Raw genomic sequence first — 25,377 nt, 5'->3', positions numbered from 1 at the left:
TGACGATGCGGTCGGGTCCGAGCGCGGCGAGCAGGTCGAGCTGGGCGGTGCGGGATGGTTCGGCGCGGTGGTCGGTGAGGTTGACGATCTCGCCCTGGCTGGGTCCATCGATGGCGCTGTGCGGCGCGTCGACGAAGCTCTTCAGCGCTTCCGAGTGCCAGTGGTAGCGGCGGGCCTGGCGGGCGTCGCCATTCATGCCCTGCTGCACGACGCACCATTTGCCGTCGCTGGTCAGGAAGAAGCCATGCAGATAGAGGTCGAAGCCGTCCTGCACTGCGGCACTGTCGACCTTCGCGACCAGCCTGCTGGTGCGGACCAGGCCTTCGCCGTCGAGGCCGAGGCGTTCGCTCAAGCGCGTCAGCTCGTCCGGCGTCTTGCGCGAATGCTCGCCGCGACCGCCGCAGACGTAAATGCCGAGTTCGCTTTGCAGCGGCGTCAGCCCGCGCTTCAGGGCGCCGATCACGCTGGTGGTGATGCCGGAGGAGTGCCAGTCCATGCCCATCACGGCGCCGAAGGATTGGAACCAGAACGGATGCGACAGCCGGGCCAGGAATTCGTCGCGGCCGTAATGGTGCACGATAGCCTGGGTGATGATGGCGCCGAGCGAGGTCATCCTGGTGCCGAGCCAAGCGGGCACGCGCCCCGAATGAAGCGGAAGATCGGCACTGCCGGTGCGTCTGGCCATAGTGTCCCTGCGAAGCGTTGCAGAGGCACAATCTATCAGAGCAGGTGCGTCGGGCCGCAACAAATTTGCGCTGAAGGGAAGCGATCGGTACGTCGCCTATCGAAATCCGGTTCCGACTCGCCTAACTCTATAGGTGTACATCGGAGCCCATGAATGGACATAGCGCCTGTCGCCGGACCGGTCTTTTCGCCACCTTATGCGGAGGACGACGTCGCCATCGCCGACCGGCTGCTGCGTGCGCAGGATTCGTCCGATCTGCCACGGGTCAAGGCCACCGCGCGGCGGCTGATCGAGGGCATCCGCGCCAAGGCCTCGCGTTTCGGCGGCATCGACGATTTCCTGCAGGAATACGCGCTCTCGACCGATGAGGGCCTGGCGCTGATGGTATTGGCCGAGGCGCTGTTGCGGGTGCCGGGCGACGCGACCGCGGATCGCCTGATCGAAGACAAGCTCGGCCACAGCGATTTCCTGCATCATGAGGTGAAGTCGCATACGCCGTTGGTCGCGGCGTCCGCCTGGGCGCTCGGGCTTGCCGCGCGTGTGATCGCGCCGGGCGAGACGCCGGAGAGCGTGGTCGCCAATCTGGCGCGGCGGCTGGGTCTGCCGACGGTGCGCACCGCCGCGCGCCAGGCAATGCGGCTGCTCGGCAGCCATTTCGTGCTCGGCGAGACGATTGAGCAGGCGCTCGATCGCGCCAATTCCGGCAGCGGCCGGCTGTTCCGCTATTCTTTCGACATGCTCGGCGAGGGCGCCCGCACCGCCGCCGATGCCGAACGTTATCGGCGTTCTTATGCCGCTGCGATCACGGCGATCGGACAGGCGGCGGGTCACGCCGCGCTGCCCGACCGGCCGGGCATCTCGGTGAAGCTGTCGGCCTTGCATCCGCGCTATGAGGAGATGTCGCGCGAGCGCGTGCTGCGCGAACTGGTGCCCGTCGTGATCGAGCTTGCGCGCCACGCCAAGTCGTTCGACCTGAATTTCACCGTCGATGCCGAGGAGGCCGACCGGCTCGATCTCTCGATGGCGGTGATCGCACGGGTGATTGCCGATCCGTCGCTTGCAGGCTGGGAGGGTTTTGGGCTGGCGATCCAGGCCTATCAGAAGCGCGCCGAAAAGGTGATCAGTTTCATCGCGGATCTTGCCGAAGCTCATGGGCGGCGTTTGATGGTGCGGCTGGTGAAGGGCGCCTATTGGGACACCGAGATCAAGCGCGCGCAGGAGCGCGGGCTTGACGACTATCCGGTGTTCACCCGCAAGGCGATGACCGACCTGAACTATCTCGCCTGTGCGCGCCAGATGCTTGCGATGCGCGCGCGCATCTTTCCGCAATTTGCCACCCACAATGCGATGACAGTCGCTCATATCGTCCATGCTGCCGGCGGCAGCGCGGGCTATGAGTTCCAGCGGCTGCACGGCATGGGCGAAGCGCTCTATGCGACCTTGCGCGAGCTGTATCCGGCGATAGCCTGCCGCACCTACGCGCCGGTGGGTAAGGATCGTGATCTCTTGGCCTATCTGGTACGCCGGCTGCTCGAGAACGGCGCCAACTCATCGTTCGTCTCGGTCGCCGCCGATCCCGATATTCCGATCGACCAACTGGTGATGAGCGAGGCCGAGATCATCGGTAAGCCTGAGGCCGCGCGTCATCCGACCATCGCGCGTCCGCGCGATCTCTACGGACCGCCGCGCCGGAATTCGCAAGGGGTCGAGCTCGGCCACTACGCTTCGCTCATGGCCCTGCGCGCCGAGATCGCGCGCGCCGGCATGCCTGCGAGCGCAGCGCCGATCATTGGTGGACGGAGCGAGAGCGGCGCGACGCGCACTGTCGTGAGCCCGTTCGATCCGGCCGTGATCGCGGGAACCGTGGCGGACGCCGATCTCGCCATCGCCGATCGCTCCGTTGTAGCCGCGGCCTCGGGCTTCCCGGCCTGGGCCGCGACCTCAGCGGATCAGCGCGCACGGGCGCTCCGGCGAACGGCCGATCTGATCGAGGCGCGGCGTGCGCGGCTGATCCATCTGCTCGCGGTGGAGGCGGGCAAGACCCTTGATGATGCGATTGCCGAAGTCCGCGAAGCGATCGATTTCTGTCGCTACTATGCCGCCGAAGGCGAGACGCTGTTCGGCGCGGAGCTCGATCTGCCGGGGCCGACCGGCGAGGGCAACGCGCTGCGGCTCCGGCCGCGCGGCGTATTCGTCGCGATCTCGCCGTGGAATTTCCCGCTCGCGATCTTCATCGGCCAGATCGCCGCGGCACTGATGGCCGGCAATACCGTGGTGGCGAAGCCCGCCGAACAGACACCGCTGATCGCAGCCGAGACGGTGCGGATCATGCACGAGGCCGGTGTCGCTCCGGGCGCGCTGCAATTGGTCCCCAGCGATGGCGCGATCGGCGCGCATCTGGTCGCACACTCCGCGATTTCAGGCGTCGTGTTCACCGGCTCCTACGACACCGCGCGTGCGATCAACATCGCACTCGCCAACCGGCCCGGGCCGATCCTGCCGCTGATCGCGGAGACCGGCGGCATCAACGCGATGCTGGTCGATTCCACCGCGCTGCCCGAGCAGGTCGCCGATGATGTGCTGACCTCTGCGTTTCGTTCCGCCGGCCAGCGCTGCTCGGCGCTGCGGCTGCTCTGCGTGCAGGATGATGTCGCCGATGCCGTCATCGAGATGGTCGCAGGCGCCGCGCGCGAGCTTGCGATCGGCGATCCCCGCGATGTCGCCACCCATATCGGCCCGGTGATCGATACTGAGGCTAAGGCGCGGCTCGATGAGCACATTGCGCGCATGAAGACAACGGCGCGCGTGCATTACGCGGGCGTGGCGCCGTCGCGCGGCTCATTCGTCGCGCCGCACGTGTTCGAGCTGCAACGCGTCGAGGACCTCGACAAGGAGGTGTTCGGCCCGGTGTTGCATGTGGTGCGCTATCGCGCCGACCAATTGGATGACGTGCTCGGAGCGATCAAGCGGTCAGGATATGGCCTGACCTTCGGGTTGCATTCGCGCATCGGCGACATGGTCGGGAAGGTCTCGCAGCTGCCGATCGGCAACATCTATGTCAACCGCAACATGATCGGGGCCGTCGTCGGTGTGCAACCGTTTGGCGGCTGCGGGCTGTCAGGCACAGGGCCGAAGGCGGGCGGCCCGCATTACCTCGCGCGCTTTGCCACCGAGCAGACGCTCACCATCAACACAGCGGCTGCGGGCGGCAACGCCGCGCTGGCTTCGCTCGGTGATCGTTGACGCTTAGATCCAGCAAGTGTGGGTATGGCGGACCGACCGGCGCTTTACGCCGGGCTCGTCGCCGCGGATCGCGCAAGGCCTCCGACCCAGTTGCTGAACAGGAGGGTGGCGGCGGCGCCTGCGGCCAGGTCCGGCCGCAGCCGCAGTCCCGGTAGTTCGGCCGCGAGCGTGGGATCGCGTCTCTGCCTGGCCCGCACCTCAAAGCGGCGCAGGACATCCTCCGTTTGCGGGTCGAAATAGGAGACCGGAATCTTTGGATAGTCGCGGCGTTCGCCCGAAAGATAACGCGCGATGTCGCGCATATATTCCCGCTGCAGCGACAATGCGTCGTATTCAGGATGGCCCTGGAAGAAGACGAATCGGCTTGGCAGATCACGGCTGAAGATGTCGACGCCGACGTCGTTCGACCGCGTCAGGATTTGGTAGCCGCGGCTGACCAGATCCTGCTCATCCACCGTGTTGAAGCGCGAATGTGAGACCTTGAGCGGCCTGCGGATGTTCCGCGTCATCTGGTCGTCAGCCACTTTGGCGCAATCATAGATGCCGGAACATTTCGCATCGAGCCGCCGTCGCGCGATGCCGTCGAGATGCTGCACGGCCGCGTGGGCGGCAAGGCAGGACCAGATCGTCGAGCGCGTGTTGGTCTTGGCCCAATCGATGATGGCCGTGAGCTCCGGCCAATAGGGCTCATCGCGCAGATCTTCCGCGATCGGCTCGGCGCCGGTCACGATCAGCCCGTCGAGCGACAGGCGGCGCAGCTCGGCAATATCAGCGTAAGTTCGCGCAATATGGGTCTGCGCGGCCGGTGCGCGCGGGATCGAAGGCAACGAGAAGCAATGGAACCGGATCCGCACATGCGGCGCGGCCGTCCCAAGCAGCCTTGCAAATTGCCGCTCGGTCGCTTTCAGCGCGCCGTCCGGCATGTTGTTGACGAGGCCGATCGCCAGTTCGATCTGCCGCCTGTCGCGCTCGGGCTCGCTCGGAGCCAGCGCGGGGCTTGCGATCGGCCGATTGCTGTCGAACAGCAGCATTGGTGACTGGCGCTATTCGGCTGCAGCAAGCCGGGGCTGCCGGGCGACAGCCTGAGCCAATGCTTGATCGAGATCCTCGATGATGTCGCTGATGTGTTCGATGCCGATCGACAGCCTGATCGTCTCGGGCAGAACGCCGGCCTTGCGCTGTTCGTCGGCCGACATCTGCCGATGCGTGGTCGAGGCCGGATGGCAGGCCAGCGACTTGGCGTCGCCGATGTTGACGAGCCGGGTGATGAGCTTCAGCGAGTCATAGAATGCCTTTCCGGCATCGAGCCCTCCCTTGATGCCGAAGGTGAAAAGCGAGGAGGCGTGGCCGTCGAGATACTTCTGGACAAGTGGATAGTACGGACTGTCGGAAAAGCCCGCATAGTTCACCCAGGCCACGCGCGGATCGTCGCGCAGGAATTCGGCCACCTTGCGCGCATTCTCGACATGGCGCTCCATCCGCAGCGCCACCGTCTCGATGCCCTGCAGCAGCAGGAAGGCGTTGAAGGGCGACAGCACCGCGCCCATCGTGCGCTGATAGACGCTGCGCGCCCGCTGGATGAAGGCGCTCTTGCCGAAATGATCGGTGTAGACGAGGCCGTGATAGGAGGTGTCGGGCTGGCTGAAGGCCGGAAAGCGATCGGCGTGCTGTTTCCAGGGAAAGTTGCCGCTGTCGACCAGAGCTCCGCCGAGCGTCGTGCCGTGGCCGCCGAGAAACTTTGTCAGCGAATGGACGGCGATGTCGGCCCCGTAATCGAATGGCTTCAGGAGAATCGGCGTGGCGACGGTATTGTCGACGAGCAACGGCACGCCATTGCGATGCGCGACCTTCGCAAGCGCTTCGATGTCACAGACATTGCCGGCGGGATTGCCGATGGTCTCGGCAAAGACCGCCCTGGTATTCTCGTCGATGAGCCGCTCGATGGCGTCGGGCTGGTCGCTCTCTGCGAAGCGTCCGATGATCCCTTGCCGCGGCAGGATGTGTCCGAGCAGCGTGTGGGTGGTGCCGTAGAGCTGCGGGACGGAGACGATGTTGCCGCCATGGTCGGCGAGGTTGACGAATGCGAAATGCAGCGCAGCCTGGCCGGTGCCGACGGCAAGCGCGCCGACGCCGCCCTCGAGTTCGCTGACGCGCTTTTCGAGCACTGCCGTGGTGGGATTGGAAATCCGGCTGTAGCGATAGCCCTCGGCTTCCAGGTTGAACAGCGCGGCGCCATGATCGGCGCTGTCGAAAGCATAGGCTGCGGTCTGATAGATCGGAACGGCGACGGCTTTCGTGGTCGGATCGGGCTCGTAGCCGGCGTGAATGGCAATGGTCTCGTTGCGCATCGTCGAACTCCGCTCCCGCGCATCGCATATGCCGTTGAGATGCGTTCTGCGCCGTGCCCTTGTTAGAGGCGAGGGGTGAAGCGGACAATAATTCGCGACAAGAACGACGAAATAACCCTAACGGATTACGACGGCCGCTGGATACGCGCGACCCGCGATTAGAGCTCGAATCAATTTGTCGGTACTCCGAGCATGCGCGCAACCTGCTCTCCGATCTGCGCCAGCGCGGCTTGCGCCTGCGGCAACAGCGCGCTCATGCAGTGGAAGTTATGGATCATGCCGTCGTGGCAGACATGCGCAACGGGAACGCCCGCGGCGTGGAGCCGCCGCGCATAGGCATAGCCTTCGTCGCGCATCGGATCGAACTCGGCGGTATGGATGATGGCGGGCGGCAGGCCGGAAAGGCGCGCCGCACGAAGAGGAGACACTCTGGGATCAGCGCTGTCTGCACCTTCGGGCAGATAATCCGCAAGGTCGGCCTCGAGGATCGTCCGGTCGATCAGATAACCTTCGGCAAAGGCCTCGCGTGAGCCTGACGTATTGGCGAAGTCGAGCACGGGGCAGATCAGGCACTGCGCTGCGATTGGGACGCCTTCGGTCTGCATTGCCTCCTGGCAGACGACAGCGGCGAGGGCGGCGCCTGCGGAATCGCCGCCGATCACGAGTCGCGTGGCGTCAATCCCAAGCGAGGCGGCATTGCGCCAGGTGAACGCCGTGGCTGCGATCGCATCCTCGATGGCCGCCGGGAACGGGTGCTCGGGTGCCAGGCGGTAGTCGATCGAGACCAGGCGGCACCCGGTTGCCAGCGCGAGGGCAGCCGTGAGATGGTGATGGGTCTCGATGCTGCCGGCCACCATGCCGCCGCCGTGAAAGTAGACGAAGCCCGGAAGCTGCTCGCTGGCTTGATCTGCGGGGGCGTAAAGCCGGTAACGAAGCTCGCTCGCAGCGCCCGGCAGAGTGCCGTCTTTCATCGTTACGCGGTTCAGATCGGCCTGGGCGAACTGCATCAGCTTGGCAAGCGATTGCCGGCGCTCTTCGACCGATGGTCGTTGCCGAGCAGGCTTGGCGGCTGCAGCCATCATCGTGAGCAGGCGCTGAGCGCGGGGATCGAGCGGCATGGCGGATCCGATTGACTGGAAAGCTTCGGCCATTCTGCCGGGCAATCCTGAATCGGTCGTGAGCCGCAGCGCCTGGACCAAGCAAATCGTTAAATCATTCCCGCGAAAAGGAGGCTACAATATCGACCGGAGCGTCGCGCGAGGCCTTATCATGAGCCACATCGTCAAGCCTGTCAGCTATTCGCAGACCTGGACCTTTTTCGAGGGCCAGTGGCAGGAGGGGAATGCGCCGATCATGGGCGTGCGGACGCATGCAACCTGGCTCGCCTCGACGGTGTTCGACGGCGCCAGGACCTTCGAAGGGGTCGCGCCGGATCTCGACCGCCACTGCGCGCGGGTCAATCAATCCGCAACCAACTTCCGGCTCAAGCCGGTGGTGGATGTGGACACCTGGATCGGGCTCGCGCGCGAAGGCATCGCGAAGTTCAGTCCGAATGCCGAGCTTTATATCCGGCCGATGTATTGGGCCCAGCATGGCGCCGGCGGCGGCGTGCTGTTCGATCCCGAGACCACCAATTGGTGCTTGTGCATCTATGAGGCGCCGATGCCGCAGCCGACCGGGAACGCCATCACGCTGTCGCCGTTCCGCCGGCCCACCGCCGAATGCGCGCCGGTCGATGCCAAGGCCGCCTGCCTCTATCCGAACAATTCGCGCGCGCTGATCGAGGCGGCGTCCCGCGGCTTCAACAACTGCCTGATGCTCGATCTGCTCGGCAATGTCGCGGAATTCGGCAACGCCAACGTGTTCATGGTCAAGGACGGGGTGGTCTATACGCCTGCGCCGAATGGAACCTTCCTCAACGGCATCACGCGGCAGCGGGTGATCGATCTGTTGCGGAGCGACGGCGTCACCGTGGTCGAGGCCACGCTGCGTTATGACGACTTCCTGAAGGCGGACGAGATTTTCTCCTCCGGCAATTTTGCCAAGGTGGCGCCGGTCATCCGGATCGATGACAGGCAGCTTTCGATCGGTCCGGTCTATACCAGGGCGCGCAAATTGTATTGGGATTACGCGCACGCCATCAAGCTGGCAGCGTAGCTTCAAGGCCCGTACAGCACGAGCTCGGTGTCACTGAGATTGCCAAGTCTCGGCCGGTGCGGACCCTTGACATATTTCCGGCCGCGGCGCTCGGTAAAGACGCCGATCAGGTCCGGCACTGGACCATTTGCATCGAACAGGACTGCCATCTTGCCGCGCCCGAGCAGGAAGCGGCCGATGGTGCCGGCATAGGCAACATAGTCAGCCGTATTTCGACAATAGATCAGCTGCATCACGGGCAGGGGAATCAATCCGCGGCGAATCCGGAATGGCTGCAGCACGAAGGGTGTGGTCCCGTGCAGGGAGCGGACCGTAATGCTGAGGCAGCCATATCGCGCATGGCGGATCAGGAGTTTCGCTTCTTCGCGCGTCAGGCCGTCAATCGCAGTGGCATCAGCGGTCACGACCTCGATATATGTGCCGCGTTCCGCGCGCGACAGCGCCGGGACCGACAGGACAACGCCTTCGCAATAGGATCGAAAGCCCTGCGCCTCGATGATCGGCCAGGTGCCACGCGCGGCGCTGATATTGAAGTAGGTCACGTCCTTGAGTCGCTGAGCAACCTTGGTCAGCATCGGGGCGAAGTTGCGGAACGCCGGTTCGACATACCAGCTCGACAGGTTGCACCAGATTTGCGTTCCGTCACCGTGCGCAGTGTAGATCAGGAGCAGAACGCCGACCGCTCTGCCTCCGTGATCGAGCATGTAGCCAAAGCGCGGATAGCCCTCGGGTATCTCCCGCGTGGCCTGACGCTGCAACCCCTTCAGCCAATAGCTCGGTCGGCGCCCCTGGAAGCCGCGTGTCAGCAGATCCGCGATCACATCGAGATCGGCAGGCCCGATCTCCCGGCAACGGATCACGGGGTTGGGCGCGCTCATCTGACGGCCATGCCCGTCCCTGTGTCGGATATCGCTGCTTGATGATCAGTCCGCGACGACTGCCTGTCGCGCGAGGCCGAGGATCTCTCGCAGTGGCGACGGCCACTTGTTCAGCTCCGTGCCGTGGGTGTGAAACATCGCCACGGCCAGGCGGTCCATGCCGAACGCCACGCAGCCGGTATGGGCCGGTTCGCCGTTCGCATCCACGATGTCCCAGGTGGTGCCGAAATGCTCGCGATGATAGTTGAAGCTCATGCAGGCGGTCGGCTGTTCCTCCGAGCGCAGCGGCACCAGCAGCTCGAACTTGAGCGACTGCTGCTTCTGGCTCACCGCCTTCATCTGGCCGACACGACCGAAGAACGGATCGCTGGCCTGATCGACGCTGAAGGCAAGACCGAGGTCGCGTGCGATCGCCTGCGCCCGGACCATCCAGCGCTCGCGGAAGGCGGAGACGTCGTCGGGCGTGCCGATGCAGACATATTCGCGCATCCGGAACGATTGCAGCCGGTCCAGGTGCCGCGACGGCTCGCGGCGGAAGCAGTCAGCCGCCACGTCGAAGCGCAGGCCGCCCTTGGGCAGCGCTCCGCGGCTCGCCGCGATCGGGTAGACCGGATAGCAGGCCGCCGGCGACAGCACGAGGTCGGCGGGCGACAGTGATGTGGTCCAGTCGCCGCCGGCGTCGAAGCGGCTGACGGCGGCGTTGATGTCGCGTTCGGTCCCGTGCAGGCCGCAGACGCAGCCGAGCAGATTCGGAAAGCTCTTCAGGTAGCCGGATTTCTCCAGTTGGGCGCGGCTCATCACCGGCGGAAAGCGCATCACCTCGGTGCCGGGCTCGCGATGCCGCGTGATCAGCGCCGCAAGCCGCTCGACCATGTCCTCGTAGAGCGCAGTCCGAGCATAGACGCCGTCCGCACCCATGCGGTGAAACAGCCTGTCGGTGAGATGGTCCAAGGGATCAGCAGGCTGCGGCGCAATCTCGGGCGATTGCGGCAGAACGGGAATGGTCATCGTGGAAGATCCCAAATGCGAAGATCGAGTGGAGAGATGAGGGGCGGCCTCAGTCGTGCAATGAGGTCGGGACCGCGCTCATCAAACTAGAGGTCGAGACATTGGCGAGGATGCGATCGTTGTTGATCATGATCGGCGCGGACAGCACGTCGCGCAAGTGACGGCCAATCGTGAATTCGCCGTCGTTGCGATAGCCGGAAAGGCCGCAGGCGCGCATCGCCCGCATCACGGTCTCGACCGCGAGCTCGGAGGCCTCGACCTTGAGCAGCGTGATCGAAGACTGGAAGTCGAGCGAGGACAGCGCGCGCTCGTCATATTCGCGGGCAATGAAGGCATCCATGTTGGTCGAGATCATGGCGCGGAGCTTGGCCAGTGACATCTTCGCCGCGGTGAAATGCGCCGCCGCGGGCGGCATCTGTCCGCCAGCGCTGCGCGCGGCCTTGCGGATGAAGCGCTGGGCCCGCTGGACGGCTGCCGCAGCGACGCCGGCCCAGGCGGAGGACCAGGTCAGATGCGCAAACGGAGTCATGGTCTGGACGTGGATGCGATCGTAGGATTCTGGAAAGACCCGGTCCGCCGGGCAATGCACTTTGAGCTCGAAACCCTTCGAGCAGGTGCCGCGCATGCCGAGCGTTTCCCAGCCGAGCGTCGGTTTCAGCGAATAGTCGTCGACGGTGAGCGCCAGCAACACCTGGTCGGATGCCGCTGCATCGTCGGCGCGCCGCGCAATGGTCACCAGCCCGTCCGCTTCAGCGCCGTAGGAGATCACGGTGGCATCGCGCAACAAGCTGATCTCGTCGCCGCTCTGGCTGATCGCAGCCGCGCTGGCGCGGATATTGCCGCCGTTTTGCCCCTCGGTGGTGGATGACGCCAGGAGCAGCTGCTCGGAGGCGATGCGGCGCATCAACGCCTCGATATGGGCGTTACCCCGGCCGTGTCGGACCAGGCATGCCACCTTGGTCTGATGCATCGCGAAGATCATCGCCGTGGAGGCACAGGCGCGACCCAGCGTGTAACAGACTTCGGCAATATCCTGGACCGAGGCGCCGAAGCCGCCGAACTCGACCGGGATCTGCATGCCCAGCAGCTTCTGCTGGCGCGCAGCATCGATCGCGGCCTTGGGAAAGCGTGCCTGCCGGTCGACCTCGTCCGCTTCCGCCGCCGCCTGCGCGGCAACCGCCGACATCCGCTGCAGGAACATGGAGCCGCGGTCGAGCAGCAGGTGTTCGACCTCGCCCGGCGCGGGGTGATGCAGTGTGCTGTCTTGGACGTTCATGACCCGATCTTGCCTCCGAATTGCCGGTCAGAGATCGGGGCGCCCGGCATGCAGCGATACCGAAACGCAACTCTGACTCATTGGAACTTGCCCATCAGGCTATGGATTTGATTCAAATGCGTCGACGGAATTCAGGGTAAACACGATCTATTCCGGACACGTCGGTTAACTCCCGGTTTTTGCGTTTCGGAAGATTGTCGGCAAGACGTTAGCCTTAAGATCAGATGCAGGAGTCCCTCGCCACCCGCGGTGCTGAATTTACGCCGTGGCCGCGTTATTTTCAGGTGGACATATCGCGATGGATTTTCGCGAATTTCGCGAGCTGAGAGGACGTGAATGCAGGCCCTGGAAACCAACATCCGCAGCCGGATCGAGACCCTGGTGCGCGAGATCCTCGCGCAGAACTCCGTGTCAGTCGCGCTGTCTCCCGAGGCGCTGCTGGTCGATGTCGGGCTCACCTCGATGGACATGGTCAATCTGATGCTCGCGGTCGAGGCGGAGTTCGACTTCACCATCCCGCAGGAGCTGATCACGCCGGAGAACTTCCAATCGGTGGCGACGCTGGAACGGCTGGTCGCGGACCAGTTGCAGGCGGCCGAGGCCGCCTGAGCCGCTCGCGAAGCGTGGCGGGTCACATCTTTGGGCACACCCGCCGGTAGCCATTTTCAATTTACCCTAAAGCTGGCATAGCTCGTCCCGGACGGAGACGGGGTGAGCATGACGAAGTCGGTTCTGGGCATTATCGGCGGTTCGGGCATTTATGACCTCCCGGGCCTTGAGAACGCGCGCGAAGAGGCGATTGCAAGTCCGGGGGGCGAGCCGTCGGCACCGGTCCGCCGCGGCACCATCGCGGGCCTGCCGATCGTGTTCCTGCCGCGCCATGACAAGGGTCATCGGCTCTCGCCCTCCGACATCAACTACCGCGCCAATATCGATGTCTTGAAGCGCGCCGGCGTCACCGACCTGGTCTCGCTGTCGGCTTGCGGTTCCTTCAAGGAAGAGTTGCCGCCCGGCACCTTCGTGCTGGTCGATCAATTCGTCGACCGCACCTACAAGCGCGAGAGCTCGTTCTTCGGCAAGGGCTGCGTCGCCCACGTGTCGATGGCGCACCCGGTCTCGCCGCGGCTGCGCATCCATCTGGCCGCGGCCGCGGAGATCGAGGGGATTCCGATCGCGCGCGGCGGCACCTATGTCTGCATGGAGGGGCCGCAATTCTCGACCTATGCCGAGAGCATGACCTACAAGCTGTCAGGCTATTCGGTGATCGGCATGACCAACATGCCCGAGGCCAAGCTCGCGCGCGAGGCGGAGATCTGTTACGCGACGGTGGCGATGGTGACCGATTTCGACTGCTGGCATCCGGACCATGACGCAGTCACGGTGCAGGACATCATCCGGGTGTTGACGACGAATGCGGACAAGGCCAAGACGCTGGTCGCCAGGCTCGCGCAGGATTTTCCGCGTGAACACGAATCCTGCCCGATCGGCTCGGACCGGGCGCTCGATACCGCTCTGATCACTGCGCCGGAGGCACGTGATCCGGAACTGCTCAAGAAGCTTGACGCCGTTGCGGGACGGGTGTTGCGGAGCCAGATCTGAGAACCAATTCTGAGAAGGGGCGCGCGGATGAAGGTGGACGGCAGGCACTACCGCAGCATCTGGCTCGACGCCGACGGCTGGACAGTCGCCGCGATCGATCAGCGCCGGCTGCCGCATGAGTTCGTCGTTGCGAAGCTGACCACGTGCGAGGAAGCGGCGGACGCGATCCGGACGATGCTGGTGCGCGGGGCGCCGCTGATCGGCGCCACCGCCGCCTTCGGCATGGCGCTCGCGATGCGCGACGATCGCTCCGATCCGGCGATCGACCGCGCCTACCAGATGTTGCTGTCGACGCGACCAACCGCGATCAACTTGAAATGGGCGCTCGATACGATGGGCGCGATGCTGCGACGTCTGGCGCCGTCGGAGCGGCGGGATGCCGCCTATTCCCGCGCGGTCGATATCGCCGGCGAGGACGTGATCATCAATCAGGGCATCGCGCAGTATGGCTTCGAGCTGATCGAGGCGATCGCCGCGCAAAAGAAAGCGGGCGAGCCTGTCAACGTGCTGACCCATTGCAATGCCGGCTGGCTGGCCACCGTGGATTGGGGTACCGCGACCGCGCCGATCTATCTGGCTCGCGATCGCGGCATTCCCGTTCATGTCTGGGTCGACGAAACCAGGCCGCGCAATCAGGGCGCCTCGCTCACCGCCTGGGAGCTCGGTCATCATGGCGTGCCACATACGGTGATTCCGGATAATACCGGCGGGCACTTGATGCAGCATGACATGGTCGATCTGGCTATCGTCGGCACCGATCGCGTCGCCGCCAATGGCGATGTCTGCAACAAGATCGGTACGTATCTGAAAGCGCTGGCCGCACATGACAATGGCGTGCCTTTCTATGTGGCGCTGCCGTCGCCGACCATCGACTTCGCGGTGACCGACGGCCGGCAGATCCCGATCGAGCAGCGTGGCGCCAGCGAGGTCACTGATATGACCGGGCGAACGGCGGACGGCCGGTTGGAGACGGTGCGGATCGTGCCGCCGAATTCACCGGTTGCGAATTACGGCTTCGACGTGACGCCGGCGCGGCTGGTGACCGGCCTGATCACCGAGCGCGGCGTGCTCAATGCCGATCGGGCCTCGCTCGCCGCGGCGTTCCCGGAGCGGGCGCGAGGTTCGAACGTTTAGTTCAACGAAGGACGAGCCCGGTGGCCGCCTCGAGCTCGCCGACTGCCTGCGCGGCGCTCACGACCTTGATCGTGGCCATCCCAAGCTCCCGCGCCGGTTTCAGATTGACGCCGAGATCGTCGAGATAGACGCAGGCCTTCGCATCGACCCCGAGCGCCTCGACCATCATCCGGTAGATGCGCGGATCCGGCTTACGTAGGCCGATCTTGGCGGACTCGATGACATGATCGAACAGCGTCATCACCTCGGCGACATAGAGCGTGCGCCCGGCCTGGCTGCCGATCGCATTCGCCGGCAGATTGTTGGTGATGCACCCGGTCTTGAAGCGCGCCTTGATGCGCTTCAGCGCCTCCACCATCTCCGGACGCAGGTCGCCGGCCAGCAGCGGCAGCACTTCTCTGCCGCGCACCGCGGCCCCGCCGAGCGCCAGCGATTCCTCCGCGAACAGATTGTCGAAAGTGTCCAGATCAATCTCGGCGCGCTCGAACTTCGCCCAGGCATTTTCCAGGTGATTGGCTGCGTTGGTATTGCGGATGATGTCGACGGGGTAGCCGCGCTCCTGCTCGAACCGGGCGAACGCCTCGAATGGCGAGGTCGTCAACACCCCGCCGAAATCAAAGATCACCGCCTCGATCATCGCTTCCTCGTCTATGTCCATCAGTGTTCAAGAGAACGGCTAGCACGCGCGGCGCAGCTTGGCGACATCGGCCTGACCCGCTATTGCTGCAGGCAATGACATCTCTCCTCAAAATTTCCGCGGCGATCGCCCTGCTCAGCCTGTCTCCCGCTTTTGCCATCGTCGGTGGCGCGCCGGCCGCCAACGACGGCGCCGGCCGGTCGGTCGTGACCATCGTCGGCTCGCGCGGCAATTTCTGTAGTGGCGCGCTGATCGCGTCGAGGCTGGTCCTGACCGCCGGCCATTGCGTGCAGCCCGGCGCCGACTACCGCATCGTGGAATATGATCGCGATCGCAAGCCGCAGCTGAAGGGCATCAGGCGCGTGGCCGTGCATCCCGCCTTCAATCTGCAGGCGATCCTGGCGCATCGGGCCACGGCCGACGTGGCGCTCCTGGAACTGGACGCGCCGACCAAAGCCGGTACGCCTGCTGGGCTCGGCACGCCACAGCTTCCGCTCAATGCCGGCAATGGCTTTGCGATCGCGGGCATCGGCGTCACGATCAGAGGCGACGGCAAGAGCGGCGGCGTGGTGCGAACGGCGCCACTTGTCGCAACCGGCAGGCCCGGCACCCTGCAGATCAGGCTGGTCGATCCGGCGACGCAGGGCACGACCTCCGGACTCGGCGCCTGCACCGGTGATTCCGGTGGGCCGGCCTTCGAGCAACAGCAGTCCGGTCCGATGATCATTGGCGTCATCTCATGGTCGACCGGACCGAACGTCACGGATGGCTGCGGCGGGCTGACCGGCGTCACGCCGCTGACATTGTATCGGGACTGGATCGCGCAGACCGCGCGACAATGGGGCATGCCGCTCGGCGGAAATTGAATCCGATCGATGTCGTCGAACGGTACGCAGGGATCAGTTGACCGCGCGCGCGATCAGGTCCAGCCTGAGAGTTGAGGAAATCACGCCCAAAACTTTAGCCCGAAGGCAACAACAATGAACGTCATCGCGCCCGTGCGGGAGGCATCGGACCCCCATGTCACCGAGCATTTCGATGTGCTGATCGTCGGGGCCGGCATCTCCGGCATCGGCAGCGCCTATCACCTGACAAAGAGCCTGCCTGACAGCAGCTTCGTGATTCTCGAGAGCCAGGAGGGGTTCGGCGGCACTTGGCTCACGCATCGTTATCCCGGCATCCGCTCCGATAGCGACCTGCACACCTTCGGCTACAGCTTCAAGCCGTGGGTCGGGCCGCCGATCGCGACCGCCCAGGAAATTCTGAGCTACATGGGCGAGGTGATCGACGAGAACGATCTTGGCCGCCATATCCGCTATCAACACAGAATCGTGGCGGCGAGCTGGTCAAGCGCCAGCAATGTCTGGACCATCGATGCGGTGAAGGGTGCGACTGAAGAACCGGTGCGCTTCACTGCGAACTTCTTCTGGATGTGCCAGGGCTACTATCGCCATTCCGAAGGCTACACGCCGGAATGGCCTGACATGGCCGCGTTCAAAGGGCGTATCGTGCATCCGCAGCGCTGGCCGGATGATCTCGCGCTGGATGGCAAGCGCGTCGTCGTGATCGGCTCCGGTGCCACTGCCGCCACGATCCTGCCCGCGATTGCCGACAAATGCGCGCATGTCACCATGCTGCAGCGGTCGCCGACCTATTTCCGCCTCGGCCGCAACGTGATCGAGCTTGCCCAGGAGCTTCGCAAGCTCCAGGTCAAAGAAGAATGGATCCACGAGATCGTCCGCCGCAAGATTCTGTTCGAGCAGGACGCGTTCACCAGGCGCTGCATCGGCGAACCGGAGCAGGTGAAGAGGGAGCTGATCGGCCAGATCAGCGCGATCCTTGGCCCCGACTACGCGGCGAAGCATTTCACCCCGAGCTACCGGCCATGGCGGCAGCGCATCGCCTTCGTGCCCGATGCCGATCTGTTCGAGGGCATCAAGAGTGGCAAGGCCTCGGTGGTGACCGATGAGATCGAGCGTTTCACCGAAGGCGGTATCAAGCTCAAGTCCGGCGAAGAGCTGCCGGCCGATATCATCATCACCGCAACCGGCTTTAACCTGTGCGTGCTCGGTGACATCGCATTTTCGATCGACGGCAAGCCGCTCGACTTCGCCGATACCGTGACCTATCGCGGCATGATGTTCACGGGGGTGCCGAACATGGCCTGGGTGTTCGGCTATTTCCGCGCCAGCTGGACCCTGCGCACTGATCTGGTCGCGGATTTCGTCTGCCGTCTGTTGGAGCACATGAAGGAGAAGGGGGCGCGCAAGGTGGTGCCGGCGCTGCGCGCGGAAGACCACAACATGCCGCTGCTGTCCTGGATCGATCCGGAGAACTTCAATCCCGGCTACATGATGCGCAACATGCATCTGTTGCCGAAGCGCGGCGACAAGCCGGAATGGCAGCACAGCCAGGACTATTGGGCCGAGAAGGACGAGATTCCGGCGATCGATCTCGACGACAAGGCGTTCGTGTATAGTTGAAGGGTCGATCGAGCTCAGTCGCGCAACAACCTCGCTGTCATCCCCGCTTAGCGCGCAATTGCGCGCGCAGAGCGGGGATCCAGAACCACCGGCAGGTGTTGTTGCGCGATGGCGTCGACGACCTGTCTTATCTCATAGATGCATCACGCGGCTGGGTCCCAGGTTCGCGCTCGTTTCACTCGCGTACCCGGGACGACGGCGATCGAAGCTCAATGCGCCTCGTCCCAATTGGTCGCCGCGCGCGCATCGACATGAAGCGGGACCGAGAGCAGCACCGCCGGGAACGGCGCGTCCTGCATGACATGGCGCACGACAGGGAGTGTCGCTTCGACCTCCTCGTCGGGTACCTCGAAGATCAGTTCGTCATGCACCTGCAGCAGCATCTGCGCCGATAGCTTGTGCCGGGCAAGCGCGTCTTCCACCCGCGTCATGGCGCGGCGGATGATGTCGGCAGCCGTGCCCTGCAGCCTTGCATTGATCGCGGCGCGCTCGTTGAAGGAGCGCACCGAGGCGTTGCTGGCCTTGATTTCCGGATAGTGACATTTGCGGCCGAACAGCGTGGTGACATAGCCGTGCTTGCGGCAGAACTCCTTGGTTGCATCCATGTAGTCGCGGATGCCGGGAAAGCGCTCGAAATAGCGCTTGATGTAGGCGGACGCCTCCTCGCGCGGGATGCCGAGCTGGTTGGCGAGGCCGAACGCAGAGATGCCGTAGATGATGCCGAAATTGATCGCTTTGGCCCGGCGCCGCACCTCGCTCGGCATGTCCTTGATCGGCACGCCGAACATTTCGGAGGCCGTCATGGCGTGAATGTCGAGCCCGTCCTTGAACGCCTGCTTCAGAACGGGGATGTCGGCGATCTCGGCCAGCAGCCGCAATTCGATCTGGGAATAGTCCGCCGACACCAGCTTGTGGCCGGGTGTGGCGATGAAGGCGCGGCGGATCTTGCGGCCGTCCTCGGTGCGAACAGGGATGTTCTGCAGGTTCGGCTCGTTTGACGACAGCCGCCCGGTGGTAGTTGCCGCCAGCGCGTAGGTGGTGTGCACGCGATGGGTCTGCGCATTGACGTAGGTCGGCAGCGCGTCGGTGTAGGTCGATTTCAGCTTGGAGACCTGCCGCCATTCCAGGATCTTGCGCGGCAGCTCGTGGCCCTGCTCTGCGAGATCGTCGAGCACCTGCGCCGAGGTCGACCAGGCGCCGGTCTTGGTCTTGCTGCCGCCGGGCAGTCCCATCTTGCCGAAGATGATGTCGCCGATCTGCTTGGGGCTGCCGACATTGATCGGCTCGCCCGCGATCTCCTGGATCTCGGCCTCGACCCGTGCTGCGGTCTGGGCGAAATCGCCTGACAGCCGCGACAGCACCTGGCGATCGATCGAGATGCCGCGCCGCTCCATCCGCGCCAGCACCGAGACCAGCGGCCGCTCCAGGGTCTCGTAGACCGCCATCATGCGCTCGGCGACGAGGCGCGGCTTCAGGACGCGCCACACCCGGTAGATCACGTCGGCATCCTCGGCCGAATAGGCCGTCGCGCGGTCGATCGCAACCTGCTCGAAGCTGAGCTTGTTCTTGCCGCTGCCGATCAACTCGCCATGGCTGATGACGGCGTGGCCCAGCAGATGTTCAGAGAGCGACTCCAGCTTGTGCGAGCCGCGCCCGGCATCGAGCGCATAGGACATCAGCTGCACGTCGTCGTAGTTTTTCAAGGTAATGCCGGCCTGCGCCAGCATCACGGCGGCAAATTTGATGTTGAAGCCGATCTTCAGAATGCCGGGCGATTCCAGGATCGGCTTGAGCGCGTCGAGCGCATCGCGCTCCTTGATCTGGTCCGCTACGAGGCCGGCGTCGAACAGTCCGGCGCCGTCGCCAGCCTCGCGATGCGCGAGCGGGATGTAGCAGGCGTCGTTGACCGAGCGTGCCAGCGCAATGCCGCAGAACTCGGCCTGCATCGGATCGATCGAGCTGGCCTTGGCCTCGACAACAACATGGCCGATATCATGGATGCGGGCGATCCAAGTTTTCAGTTCGTTGAGATTGCGAATGGTCTGGTATGTCGTCCGGTCGATGCGCGCAGCCTTCGCAGCGTCTGCACGCGCCGACGTCAGCGCGACCGGCGTGCCCTTGCTGCTGGCCGTCTTGTCAGTGCGCGGATCGGCGCTCCTGCTTTGCGAGGTCGGTAGCGGCTTGCTCGGTGCACTGCCTCCCTCGCTTGCGGGCCGAGACAAGCTACGCTCGCTCTGAGAGGGCGGGGTGGGGGCGGAGCCTGCACCCGTACCGCTCTTCAAATGCTCGTCGGCGGCAACATCCGCCGGATCGATCTGCGAATAGTCCGCGACGCGCCGGGTCAGCGTCGAGAACTCCATCGCCTTCAGAAACGAGATCAGCTTGCGCGGATCGGGCTCGTGCACGGCTAGGTCGTCGAGCGGCACCTCGAGATTGACCTTGTCGTCGAGCAGCACCAGCTGACGCGAGATCCGCGCCTTCTCGGCATTCTCGATCAGCGCCTCGCGGCGCTTCGGCTGCTTGATCTCGGAGGCGCGCGTCAGCAGTCCTTCCAGATCGCCATATTCGGTGATCAGCTGCGCCGCGGTCTTGATGCCGATGCCGGGAACGCCCGGCACGTTGTCGGTGGAGTCGCCGGCCAGCGCCTGCACCTCGACCACCTTCTCAGGCGGCACGCCGAACTTCTCGATCACCTCGGCGATGCCGATGCGGCGATCCTTCATCGTGTCGTACATCGTGACGCAGTCGGTGACGAGCTGCATCAGGTCCTTGTCGGAGGAGACGATCGTGGTGCTCGCGTCGCGCTCGCAGGCCTGCCGCGCATAGGTCGCAATCAGGTCGTCGGCTTCGAAGCCTGACTGCTCCAGGCAGGGCAGGTCGAAGGCGCGCACAGCCTCGCGGATCAGCGCGAATTGCGGGATCAGATCATCGGGGGCAGGGGGCCGGTGCGCTTTGTAGTCGGGATAGATGGTGTTGCGGAACGTCACTTCCGACTTGTCGAAGACGATGGCGAGATGGGTCGGCCGATTGTCCTCGGGCATCTCGCGCAACAGCTTCCACAGCATGTTGCAGAAGCCGAGCACGGCATTGACCTGCAGCCCGTCCGATTTGCGGTTGAGCGGCGGCAGCGCGTGATAGGCGCGGAAGATGTAGGAGGAGCCGTCGACCAGGAACACATGGTCGCCCTTTTGGGCACCTTTGGCAGCAGCTGGCAGTGCCGCCTTTTCGGCGGCGGGCACAGCGGTGGCGGGCTTGGCGGCGGCGGCTTTCTGGGGGGCTTTGGGCATGCCGCCAATTTAGGAATTTTTGGCGCGGAATGACAGCCATTCAGAGCGGCGTGCGCACCGGATTTTTCGCCTGGCGGCCCGGCTTGACGCAGCGTGCCAGGAACTGCATGACGGCGCGAACCAGGGGCGCGCGGCTCAGATCGCGGTGAACAACGAGCCAGATCTCGCGGGTGATCTCGCTACGGCCGGGATCAAAGCGGACCAAATGCGGATCGGGGTCGCCGAGAAAATGCGGCAGCGCCGCCAATCCGACACCGGTGCGCGCGGCAGCCGCCTGGTTCTCCAGGTCACTGGTCAACAGCACGATCGCGCGCCGGCCGGCAATCGCCTTCAGCCATTGCTGCTGCGGCGCTTCGTCCATGCTGGCGTCATAGGCGATGAAACTCAGCGCCGAGGGCGGTGTTTCGCGCAAGTAAGCCGGCGCGCCATAGAGGCTGAAACCGAAAGAGCCGATCCGGCGCGCAACGAGGCCTGCTTCCGCCGGACGCGTCAGCCGCAAGGCCACGTCGGCCTCGCGGCGGTTCAGCGACGCGGCGCGCTTCTCGCCGATCAGCTTGATCGTGAGGCCCGGATGCTGGCGTCGCAGCTCGATCAGCTTGGGTGCGATCATGGCATTGGCCAGCGAAGGCGGCGCGCTGATCGTAACCTCGCCCAAAAGCCCTGGACGCGCCGCCTTGATGGCGCGCTCGACCGCATAGGCTGCGTCCTCCATTGGTGCTGCCGCGGTGGCGAGACGGCGCCCATCCTCCGTCAGCACATAGAGACGGGCGCGCCGATCAACCAGCTTCAGCCGCGTGGCCTGCTCCAGCGCGGCAATGCGGCGGGCCACCGTGACATGATCGACGCCAAGCGCGCGGGCGGCGGCCGACAGCGTGCCCTCGCGGGCGAGCATGACGAAATGATGCAGGTCGGTCCAGTCGATCATGTGCAAAATTGAACATAAGGGGCGAGCTTTTGGGCAGTTTCGCATAGTCCTGCCGCCCCTCACAATGTCCTTCTCGAGACAGACATGTGAGGCGGAAGAGATGGCCATCGTAGTTCGCGTGACGGCGCCCGGAGGCGCGGAGAACCTGGAACTTTCCGAGGTCGAAGTCGCAGCGCCCAGGCCGGGTGAGATCCGGCTCGATCAGACCGCGATCGGGGTCAATTTCATCGACATCTATCAGCGCAGCGGGCTCTATCCGCTGCCGGGCGGGATTCCCGGGGTTGAGGCGGTGGGCATCGTGACCGCTGTCGGGTCCGATGTAACTGACGTGACGATCGGCGACCGCATCGCCTATGCGGGCGCGCCGGTCGGGGCCTATGCATCGGTGCGCAATCTGCCGGTCTGGCGGGCGGTCAAGCTTCCGCCGTCGCTGTCGGACGAAAGCGTCGCATCCGTCTTCGTTAAGGGCATCACGGCTTTCATGCTGCTGAACCGCGTCTATCCGGTGCAAGCCGGCAGCACGGTGCTGGTGCATAGCGCCGCGGGCGGCCTCGGTCAGGTGCTGACGCGATGGGCCAGCCGCCGCGGTGCGACCGTGATCGGCACGGTCGGGTCGGAGGCCAAAGCCGAGCTTGCCCGCGCCGCGGGTGCGCATGACGTCATCATCGGTCGCGATGCCGATTTCGCTCATGCCGTTGCCGGGCTGACGAATGGCCGCGGTGTCGATGTGGCCTATGACGGGATCGGCGGCACGACGCTGACAAAGACGCTTGCCTGTGTCAGGCCGTTCGGCGTGGTCGCCAGCATCGGCCAATCCGGTGGGCCCATTCCGAAGCTCGATCTTGATGAGCTCGGGCCGCGGCGCAGCCTGAGCTTGGCGCGCCCGAGCGTGATGACGTACATGAACGACCGCGATGAGTATCGCCGCGCCGCGGCTGCTGTGCTGGCGGCGCTGATCGCGCGAGAACTCGTCGGCGCCGGGACGGCCTATCCGTTAGCCGAGGCCGCGAAGGCTCATCTCGATCTCGAGAATGGGCGCAGCCGCGGCGCGCTGTACTTGGTTCCGTAGTCGAGTCCGTACCAGCTACTCCGCTGGCTGCAACGCGGGGCGCTGCTTCCTGGGGGCGATCCATAACGCATCCGGCCGCTCGAACAGGAAGTCGGCGTTCAGCCGCAGGGCGAGGCGCCAGATCAGCAGTGCCCCAACGACACCGGCCGCGGTGACCAGCAGCGCCATCGTTCCGATGTCAGGAATGACACCGGTCTTGAGCAGCACGCTGCGTGTCGTCGCCATCGGCAGGAAGAAGGCGAGATAGATCTGAAGCGAATGCTCGCCGCAGAAGCGCAGGCCATTGAGGAAATGGGCCCGCGCCAGCAGGGTGCCGGCGACGATGATGGCGCAGGCGCCGGAAAATCCGAGCGCGAGCGAGATGACTGGACGCTCGCTCACGCCCACCGCAACCAATGTCCAGTTGACCACGGCCCAGCCGATCAGCCCCGCAATGGCCAGCATTGGGCGCGCACGCGCGCGCTCCGACAGCACGAACACCTGATTGGCGAACAGATAGCCGGAATAGATATAGACGAAGCGGGCGCAGAACTCGTCGATCACGGTCCAGCCGGTGACGATATGCGCCATCTCGAGACCCGCAGCCACGCCCCAGACCAAATGCGGCGGCAGCCGTCGTGCGAGCTTGATGACCACGAAGAAGATCGGCAGCAGATAGATGAACCACAGCGTGCCGAACGGCTCGATGAAGGACTCCAGATACAGATAGCCGGCGTGCGTCCAACTGGTCGCAGCGGCAAAACCCGGCGCCTTGAAGCCGAACTGGATCGTGACCCAGAGCACGTAGAAATAGGCGAAGTGCACGACCTTGCGGTCGAGATAGGTCCGCCAGGGCCGGTCGATGACGGGTGGCAGGAACAGCCCGGAGATCAGGAAGAAATCCGGCATCCGGAACGGCTTTGCGAATGCGACGACCGCATGCATGAAGCCGGTCTCGCCGGCCGCCAGTTCGACGCCCAGGACCGAATGCATCATCACCACCATGACGATGCAGATACCTTTGGCATAGTCGACCCAGTCGACCCGCCCGGTTCCTGGGACTGCCGATGTGCCGTTTGCGGTCATGCTGTCTCCCTTTGGCGCGCAGCTGGTGCGGTGTAGATCAACGCTGTTTCAAACTCCTTATTGTCATCCAAACGTCGTGCCGTATTGTCATTCAAACGTCATGCCGTTTTCTAATTTCCACTCTGCCCGTAAATGCTTTATGAGGCGGGCGCATTAACCATAAGCGGGGTTTTCATGCGAATTGCCATGATTGGCACGGGCTATGTGGGGCTGGTTTCCGGCGCCTGCTTTGCGGATTTCGGCCATCAGGTTACCTGTGTGGACAAGGATGTCGGCAAGATCGACGCCCTGCAGCGGGGCGAAATCCCGATTTTCGAGCCGGGTCTCGATGCGCTGGTGGCCGCCAATGTGAAGGCCAAGCGGCTCGATTTCACCACCGACCTGAAGCAGCCTGTGGCCGAGGCCGACGCCGTGTTCATCGCGGTGGGAACGCCGTCCCGGCGCGGCGACGGCCATGCCGATTTGTCTTACGTCTATGCTGCCGCGCGCGAGATCGCGTCGGCGCTCAAGGGCTTTACCGTCGTGGTAACCAAATCGACCGTGCCGGTCGGCACCGGTGACGAGGTCGAGCGCATCATCCGCGAGACCAATCCGTCGGCCGACGTCGTGGTCGCCTCCAATCCGGAATTCCTGCGGGAGGGCGCGGCGATCCGCGATTTCAAGTGGCCCGATCGGATCGTGGTCGGCACCTCCGATGAGCGCGGCCGCAAGGTGCTCGGCGACATCTACCGCCCGTTGTCGCTGAACCAGGCTCCGATGATGTACACCGCGCGGCGCACCGCCGAGCTGATCAAATACGCCGCCAACGCCTTCCTCGCCACCAAGATCACCTTCATCAACGAGGTCGCCGACCTGGCTGAAAAGGTCGGCGCCGACGTGCAGGAGGTCGCGCGCGGCATCGGGCTCGACAATCGTATCGGCTCGAAATTCCTGCATGCGGGTCCGGGTTTCGGCGGCTCCTGCTTTCCGAAGGACACCCGGGCGCTGATCAAGATCGCGCAGGACTACGACACGCAGCTGCGCATCGTCGAAGCCGTGATGAACGTCAATGACAACCGCAAGCGCGCGATGGCGCGCAAGGTCGCGAGTGCCGTCGGCGGCAATCTGCGCGGCAAGACGGTCGCCGTGCTCGGCCTGACCTTCAAGCCGGAGACCGACGACATGCGCGACGCGCCGTCGATCCCGCTGGTGACGGGACTCCTCGACATGGGCGCCAAGGTGCGCGCGCATGATCCGATCGGCATCGAGCAGGCCAAGAAGGAGCTCCCTGAGATCGAATATTGTGACGATCCTTACGTCTGCGCCACTGGAGCGGACGCGATGGTGCTGGTCACGGAGTGGGTGCAGTACCGCGCGATGGACCTAGAGCAGCTGAAGAAGGTGATGGCGCAGCCGGTCGTCGTCGACCTGCGCAACGTCTATCGCCCTGAGGATATGGTCGCCCACGGCTTCGTCTATGAGAGCATTGGTCGGGCGACGGTGAAGGGGCATTAGGCTCTTTCCTTCCCTCTCCCCTTGTGGGAGAGGGTGCCGAGCGAAGCGAGGCGGGTGAGGGGTATCCATCCGTCGAGCGCGAGGCTTAC

General features: G+C 64.4%; 20 protein-coding genes. 9 read left to right on the top strand and 11 right to left on the bottom strand.

Going from position 1 to position 25,377, the window contains the following annotated elements; translation table 11 throughout:
* A partial coding sequence (locus BRAS3843_RS16005) for a DUF763 domain-containing protein (RefSeq protein WP_035981852.1) occupies window positions 1–685 on the bottom strand: 685 nt, incomplete at its 3' end.
* Between the two features lie 153 nt (window positions 686–838).
* On the opposite strand from BRAS3843_RS16005, the gene putA reads away from it, so the two are divergent.
* Entirely contained in the window at window positions 839–3,928 is a 3,090-nt protein-coding gene (putA, locus tag BRAS3843_RS16000; RefSeq protein WP_008969993.1) for a bifunctional proline dehydrogenase/L-glutamate gamma-semialdehyde dehydrogenase PutA, read from the top strand.
* Window positions 3,929–3,972: 44 nt separating this feature from the next.
* Here putA and BRAS3843_RS15995 read toward each other — a convergent pair whose 3' ends face one another.
* The 3 genes from BRAS3843_RS15995 to BRAS3843_RS15985 all read right to left on the bottom strand — a co-directional run bounded on the left by BRAS3843_RS15995 (window position 3,973) and on the right by BRAS3843_RS15985 (window position 7,394).
* Window positions 3,973–4,959 (bottom strand): homoserine O-succinyltransferase, encoded by a 987-nt coding sequence (locus BRAS3843_RS15995; protein ID WP_008969992.1) that lies wholly within the window; start codon window positions 4,957–4,959, stop codon window positions 3,973–3,975.
* 12 nt (window positions 4,960–4,971) lie between these two features.
* A complete protein-coding gene (locus BRAS3843_RS15990) occupies window positions 4,972–6,276 on the bottom strand; it encodes an O-acetylhomoserine aminocarboxypropyltransferase/cysteine synthase family protein (RefSeq protein ID WP_008969991.1) in 1,305 nt (434 codons plus the stop codon).
* A 170-nt stretch (window positions 6,277–6,446) separates the two neighbouring features.
* Window positions 6,447–7,394 (bottom strand): alpha/beta hydrolase, encoded by a 948-nt coding sequence (locus tag BRAS3843_RS15985; protein WP_035981855.1) that lies wholly within the window; start codon window positions 7,392–7,394, stop codon window positions 6,447–6,449.
* Window positions 7,395–7,545: 151 nt separating this feature from the next.
* Here BRAS3843_RS15985 and BRAS3843_RS15980 point away from each other — a divergent pair, with 151 nt between their 5' ends.
* A complete protein-coding gene (locus BRAS3843_RS15980) occupies window positions 7,546–8,433 on the top strand; it encodes a branched-chain amino acid aminotransferase (RefSeq protein ID WP_008969989.1) in 888 nt (295 codons plus the stop codon).
* A gap of 2 nt (window positions 8,434–8,435) precedes the next feature.
* Here the strand turns inward: BRAS3843_RS15980 and BRAS3843_RS15975 are convergent, their stop codons facing one another.
* From BRAS3843_RS15975 to BRAS3843_RS15965, 3 genes are read right to left on the bottom strand one after another with little or no spacing between them, the layout of a single operon-like run.
* Window positions 8,436–9,311 (bottom strand): acyl-CoA N-acyltransferase, encoded by an 876-nt coding sequence (locus BRAS3843_RS15975; protein WP_008969988.1) that lies wholly within the window; start codon window positions 9,309–9,311, stop codon window positions 8,436–8,438.
* A 45-nt stretch (window positions 9,312–9,356) separates the two neighbouring features.
* Window positions 9,357–10,319, bottom strand: coding sequence for an amino acid--[acyl-carrier-protein] ligase (locus BRAS3843_RS15970; RefSeq protein WP_008969987.1), 963 nt, complete (start codon window positions 10,317–10,319; stop codon window positions 9,357–9,359).
* A 49-nt stretch (window positions 10,320–10,368) separates the two neighbouring features.
* Complete coding sequence (locus BRAS3843_RS15965; protein ID WP_008969986.1) at window positions 10,369–11,595, bottom strand: acyl-CoA dehydrogenase family protein; 1,227 nt, start codon at window positions 11,593–11,595, stop codon at window positions 10,369–10,371.
* A gap of 336 nt (window positions 11,596–11,931) precedes the next feature.
* Here BRAS3843_RS15965 and BRAS3843_RS15960 point away from each other — a divergent pair, with 336 nt between their 5' ends.
* The 3 genes from BRAS3843_RS15960 to mtnA all read left to right on the top strand — a co-directional run bounded on the left by BRAS3843_RS15960 (window position 11,932) and on the right by mtnA (window position 14,328).
* Window positions 11,932–12,204: a phosphopantetheine-binding protein gene (locus BRAS3843_RS15960; RefSeq protein WP_008969985.1), complete on the top strand. Its 273-nt coding sequence runs from the start codon at window positions 11,932–11,934 to the stop codon at window positions 12,202–12,204.
* Window positions 12,205–12,312: 108 nt separating this feature from the next.
* Window positions 12,313–13,194, top strand: coding sequence for an S-methyl-5'-thioadenosine phosphorylase (locus BRAS3843_RS15955; protein ID WP_008969984.1), 882 nt, complete (start codon window positions 12,313–12,315; stop codon window positions 13,192–13,194).
* 27 nt (window positions 13,195–13,221) lie between these two features.
* On the top strand, window positions 13,222–14,328 hold the full coding sequence (gene mtnA, locus BRAS3843_RS15950; protein ID WP_008969983.1) for an S-methyl-5-thioribose-1-phosphate isomerase: 1,107 nt from the start codon (window positions 13,222–13,224) through the stop codon (window positions 14,326–14,328).
* A gap of 1 nt (window position 14,329) precedes the next feature.
* On the opposite strand, the gene BRAS3843_RS15945 is transcribed toward mtnA, so the two are convergent.
* Window positions 14,330–14,965, bottom strand: coding sequence for an HAD-IA family hydrolase (locus tag BRAS3843_RS15945; protein ID WP_008969982.1), 636 nt, complete (start codon window positions 14,963–14,965; stop codon window positions 14,330–14,332).
* A gap of 95 nt (window positions 14,966–15,060) precedes the next feature.
* Between BRAS3843_RS15945 and BRAS3843_RS15940 the strand changes: the two genes are divergently transcribed.
* Window positions 15,061–15,831, top strand: a complete 771-nt coding sequence (locus tag BRAS3843_RS15940; RefSeq protein ID WP_008969981.1) for a S1 family peptidase — start codon at window positions 15,061–15,063, stop codon at window positions 15,829–15,831.
* A 114-nt stretch (window positions 15,832–15,945) separates the two neighbouring features.
* Complete coding sequence (locus BRAS3843_RS15935) at window positions 15,946–17,448, top strand: NAD(P)/FAD-dependent oxidoreductase (RefSeq protein WP_008969980.1); 1,503 nt, start codon at window positions 15,946–15,948, stop codon at window positions 17,446–17,448.
* A gap of 209 nt (window positions 17,449–17,657) precedes the next feature.
* Here BRAS3843_RS15935 and polA read toward each other — a convergent pair whose 3' ends face one another.
* Together polA and BRAS3843_RS15925 are read right to left on the bottom strand one after the other, a co-directional pair.
* A complete protein-coding gene (gene polA / locus BRAS3843_RS15930) occupies window positions 17,658–20,735 on the bottom strand; it encodes a DNA polymerase I (RefSeq protein ID WP_008969979.1) in 3,078 nt (1,025 codons plus the stop codon).
* Between the two features lie 40 nt (window positions 20,736–20,775).
* Complete coding sequence (locus BRAS3843_RS15925) at window positions 20,776–21,660, bottom strand: LysR family transcriptional regulator (RefSeq protein WP_008969978.1); 885 nt, start codon at window positions 21,658–21,660, stop codon at window positions 20,776–20,778.
* A gap of 100 nt (window positions 21,661–21,760) precedes the next feature.
* Between BRAS3843_RS15925 and BRAS3843_RS15920 the strand changes: the two genes are divergently transcribed.
* Window positions 21,761–22,729: a quinone oxidoreductase gene (locus BRAS3843_RS15920; RefSeq protein ID WP_008969977.1), complete on the top strand. Its 969-nt coding sequence runs from the start codon at window positions 21,761–21,763 to the stop codon at window positions 22,727–22,729.
* Between the two features lie 15 nt (window positions 22,730–22,744).
* Here the strand turns inward: BRAS3843_RS15920 and BRAS3843_RS15915 are convergent, their stop codons facing one another.
* Window positions 22,745–23,794: an acyltransferase family protein gene (locus BRAS3843_RS15915; RefSeq protein WP_008969976.1), complete on the bottom strand. Its 1,050-nt coding sequence runs from the start codon at window positions 23,792–23,794 to the stop codon at window positions 22,745–22,747.
* Window positions 23,795–23,968: 174 nt separating this feature from the next.
* Here BRAS3843_RS15915 and BRAS3843_RS15910 point away from each other — a divergent pair, with 174 nt between their 5' ends.
* Window positions 23,969–25,288 carry a UDP-glucose/GDP-mannose dehydrogenase family protein gene (locus BRAS3843_RS15910; RefSeq protein WP_008969975.1) on the top strand — a complete coding sequence of 440 codons (1,320 nt, stop codon included), beginning with the start codon at window positions 23,969–23,971 and terminating at the stop codon, window positions 25,286–25,288.
* Window positions 25,289–25,377 lie beyond the last annotated feature (89 nt).

Origin of the sequence: Bradyrhizobium sp. STM 3843, assembly GCF_000239815.1 — a bacterium.
GTDB lineage: Bacteria > Pseudomonadota > Alphaproteobacteria > Rhizobiales > Xanthobacteraceae > Bradyrhizobium.
Note: the sequence above shows the minus strand (reverse complement) of the source record. Positions and strands in the feature narration are given on the sequence as shown.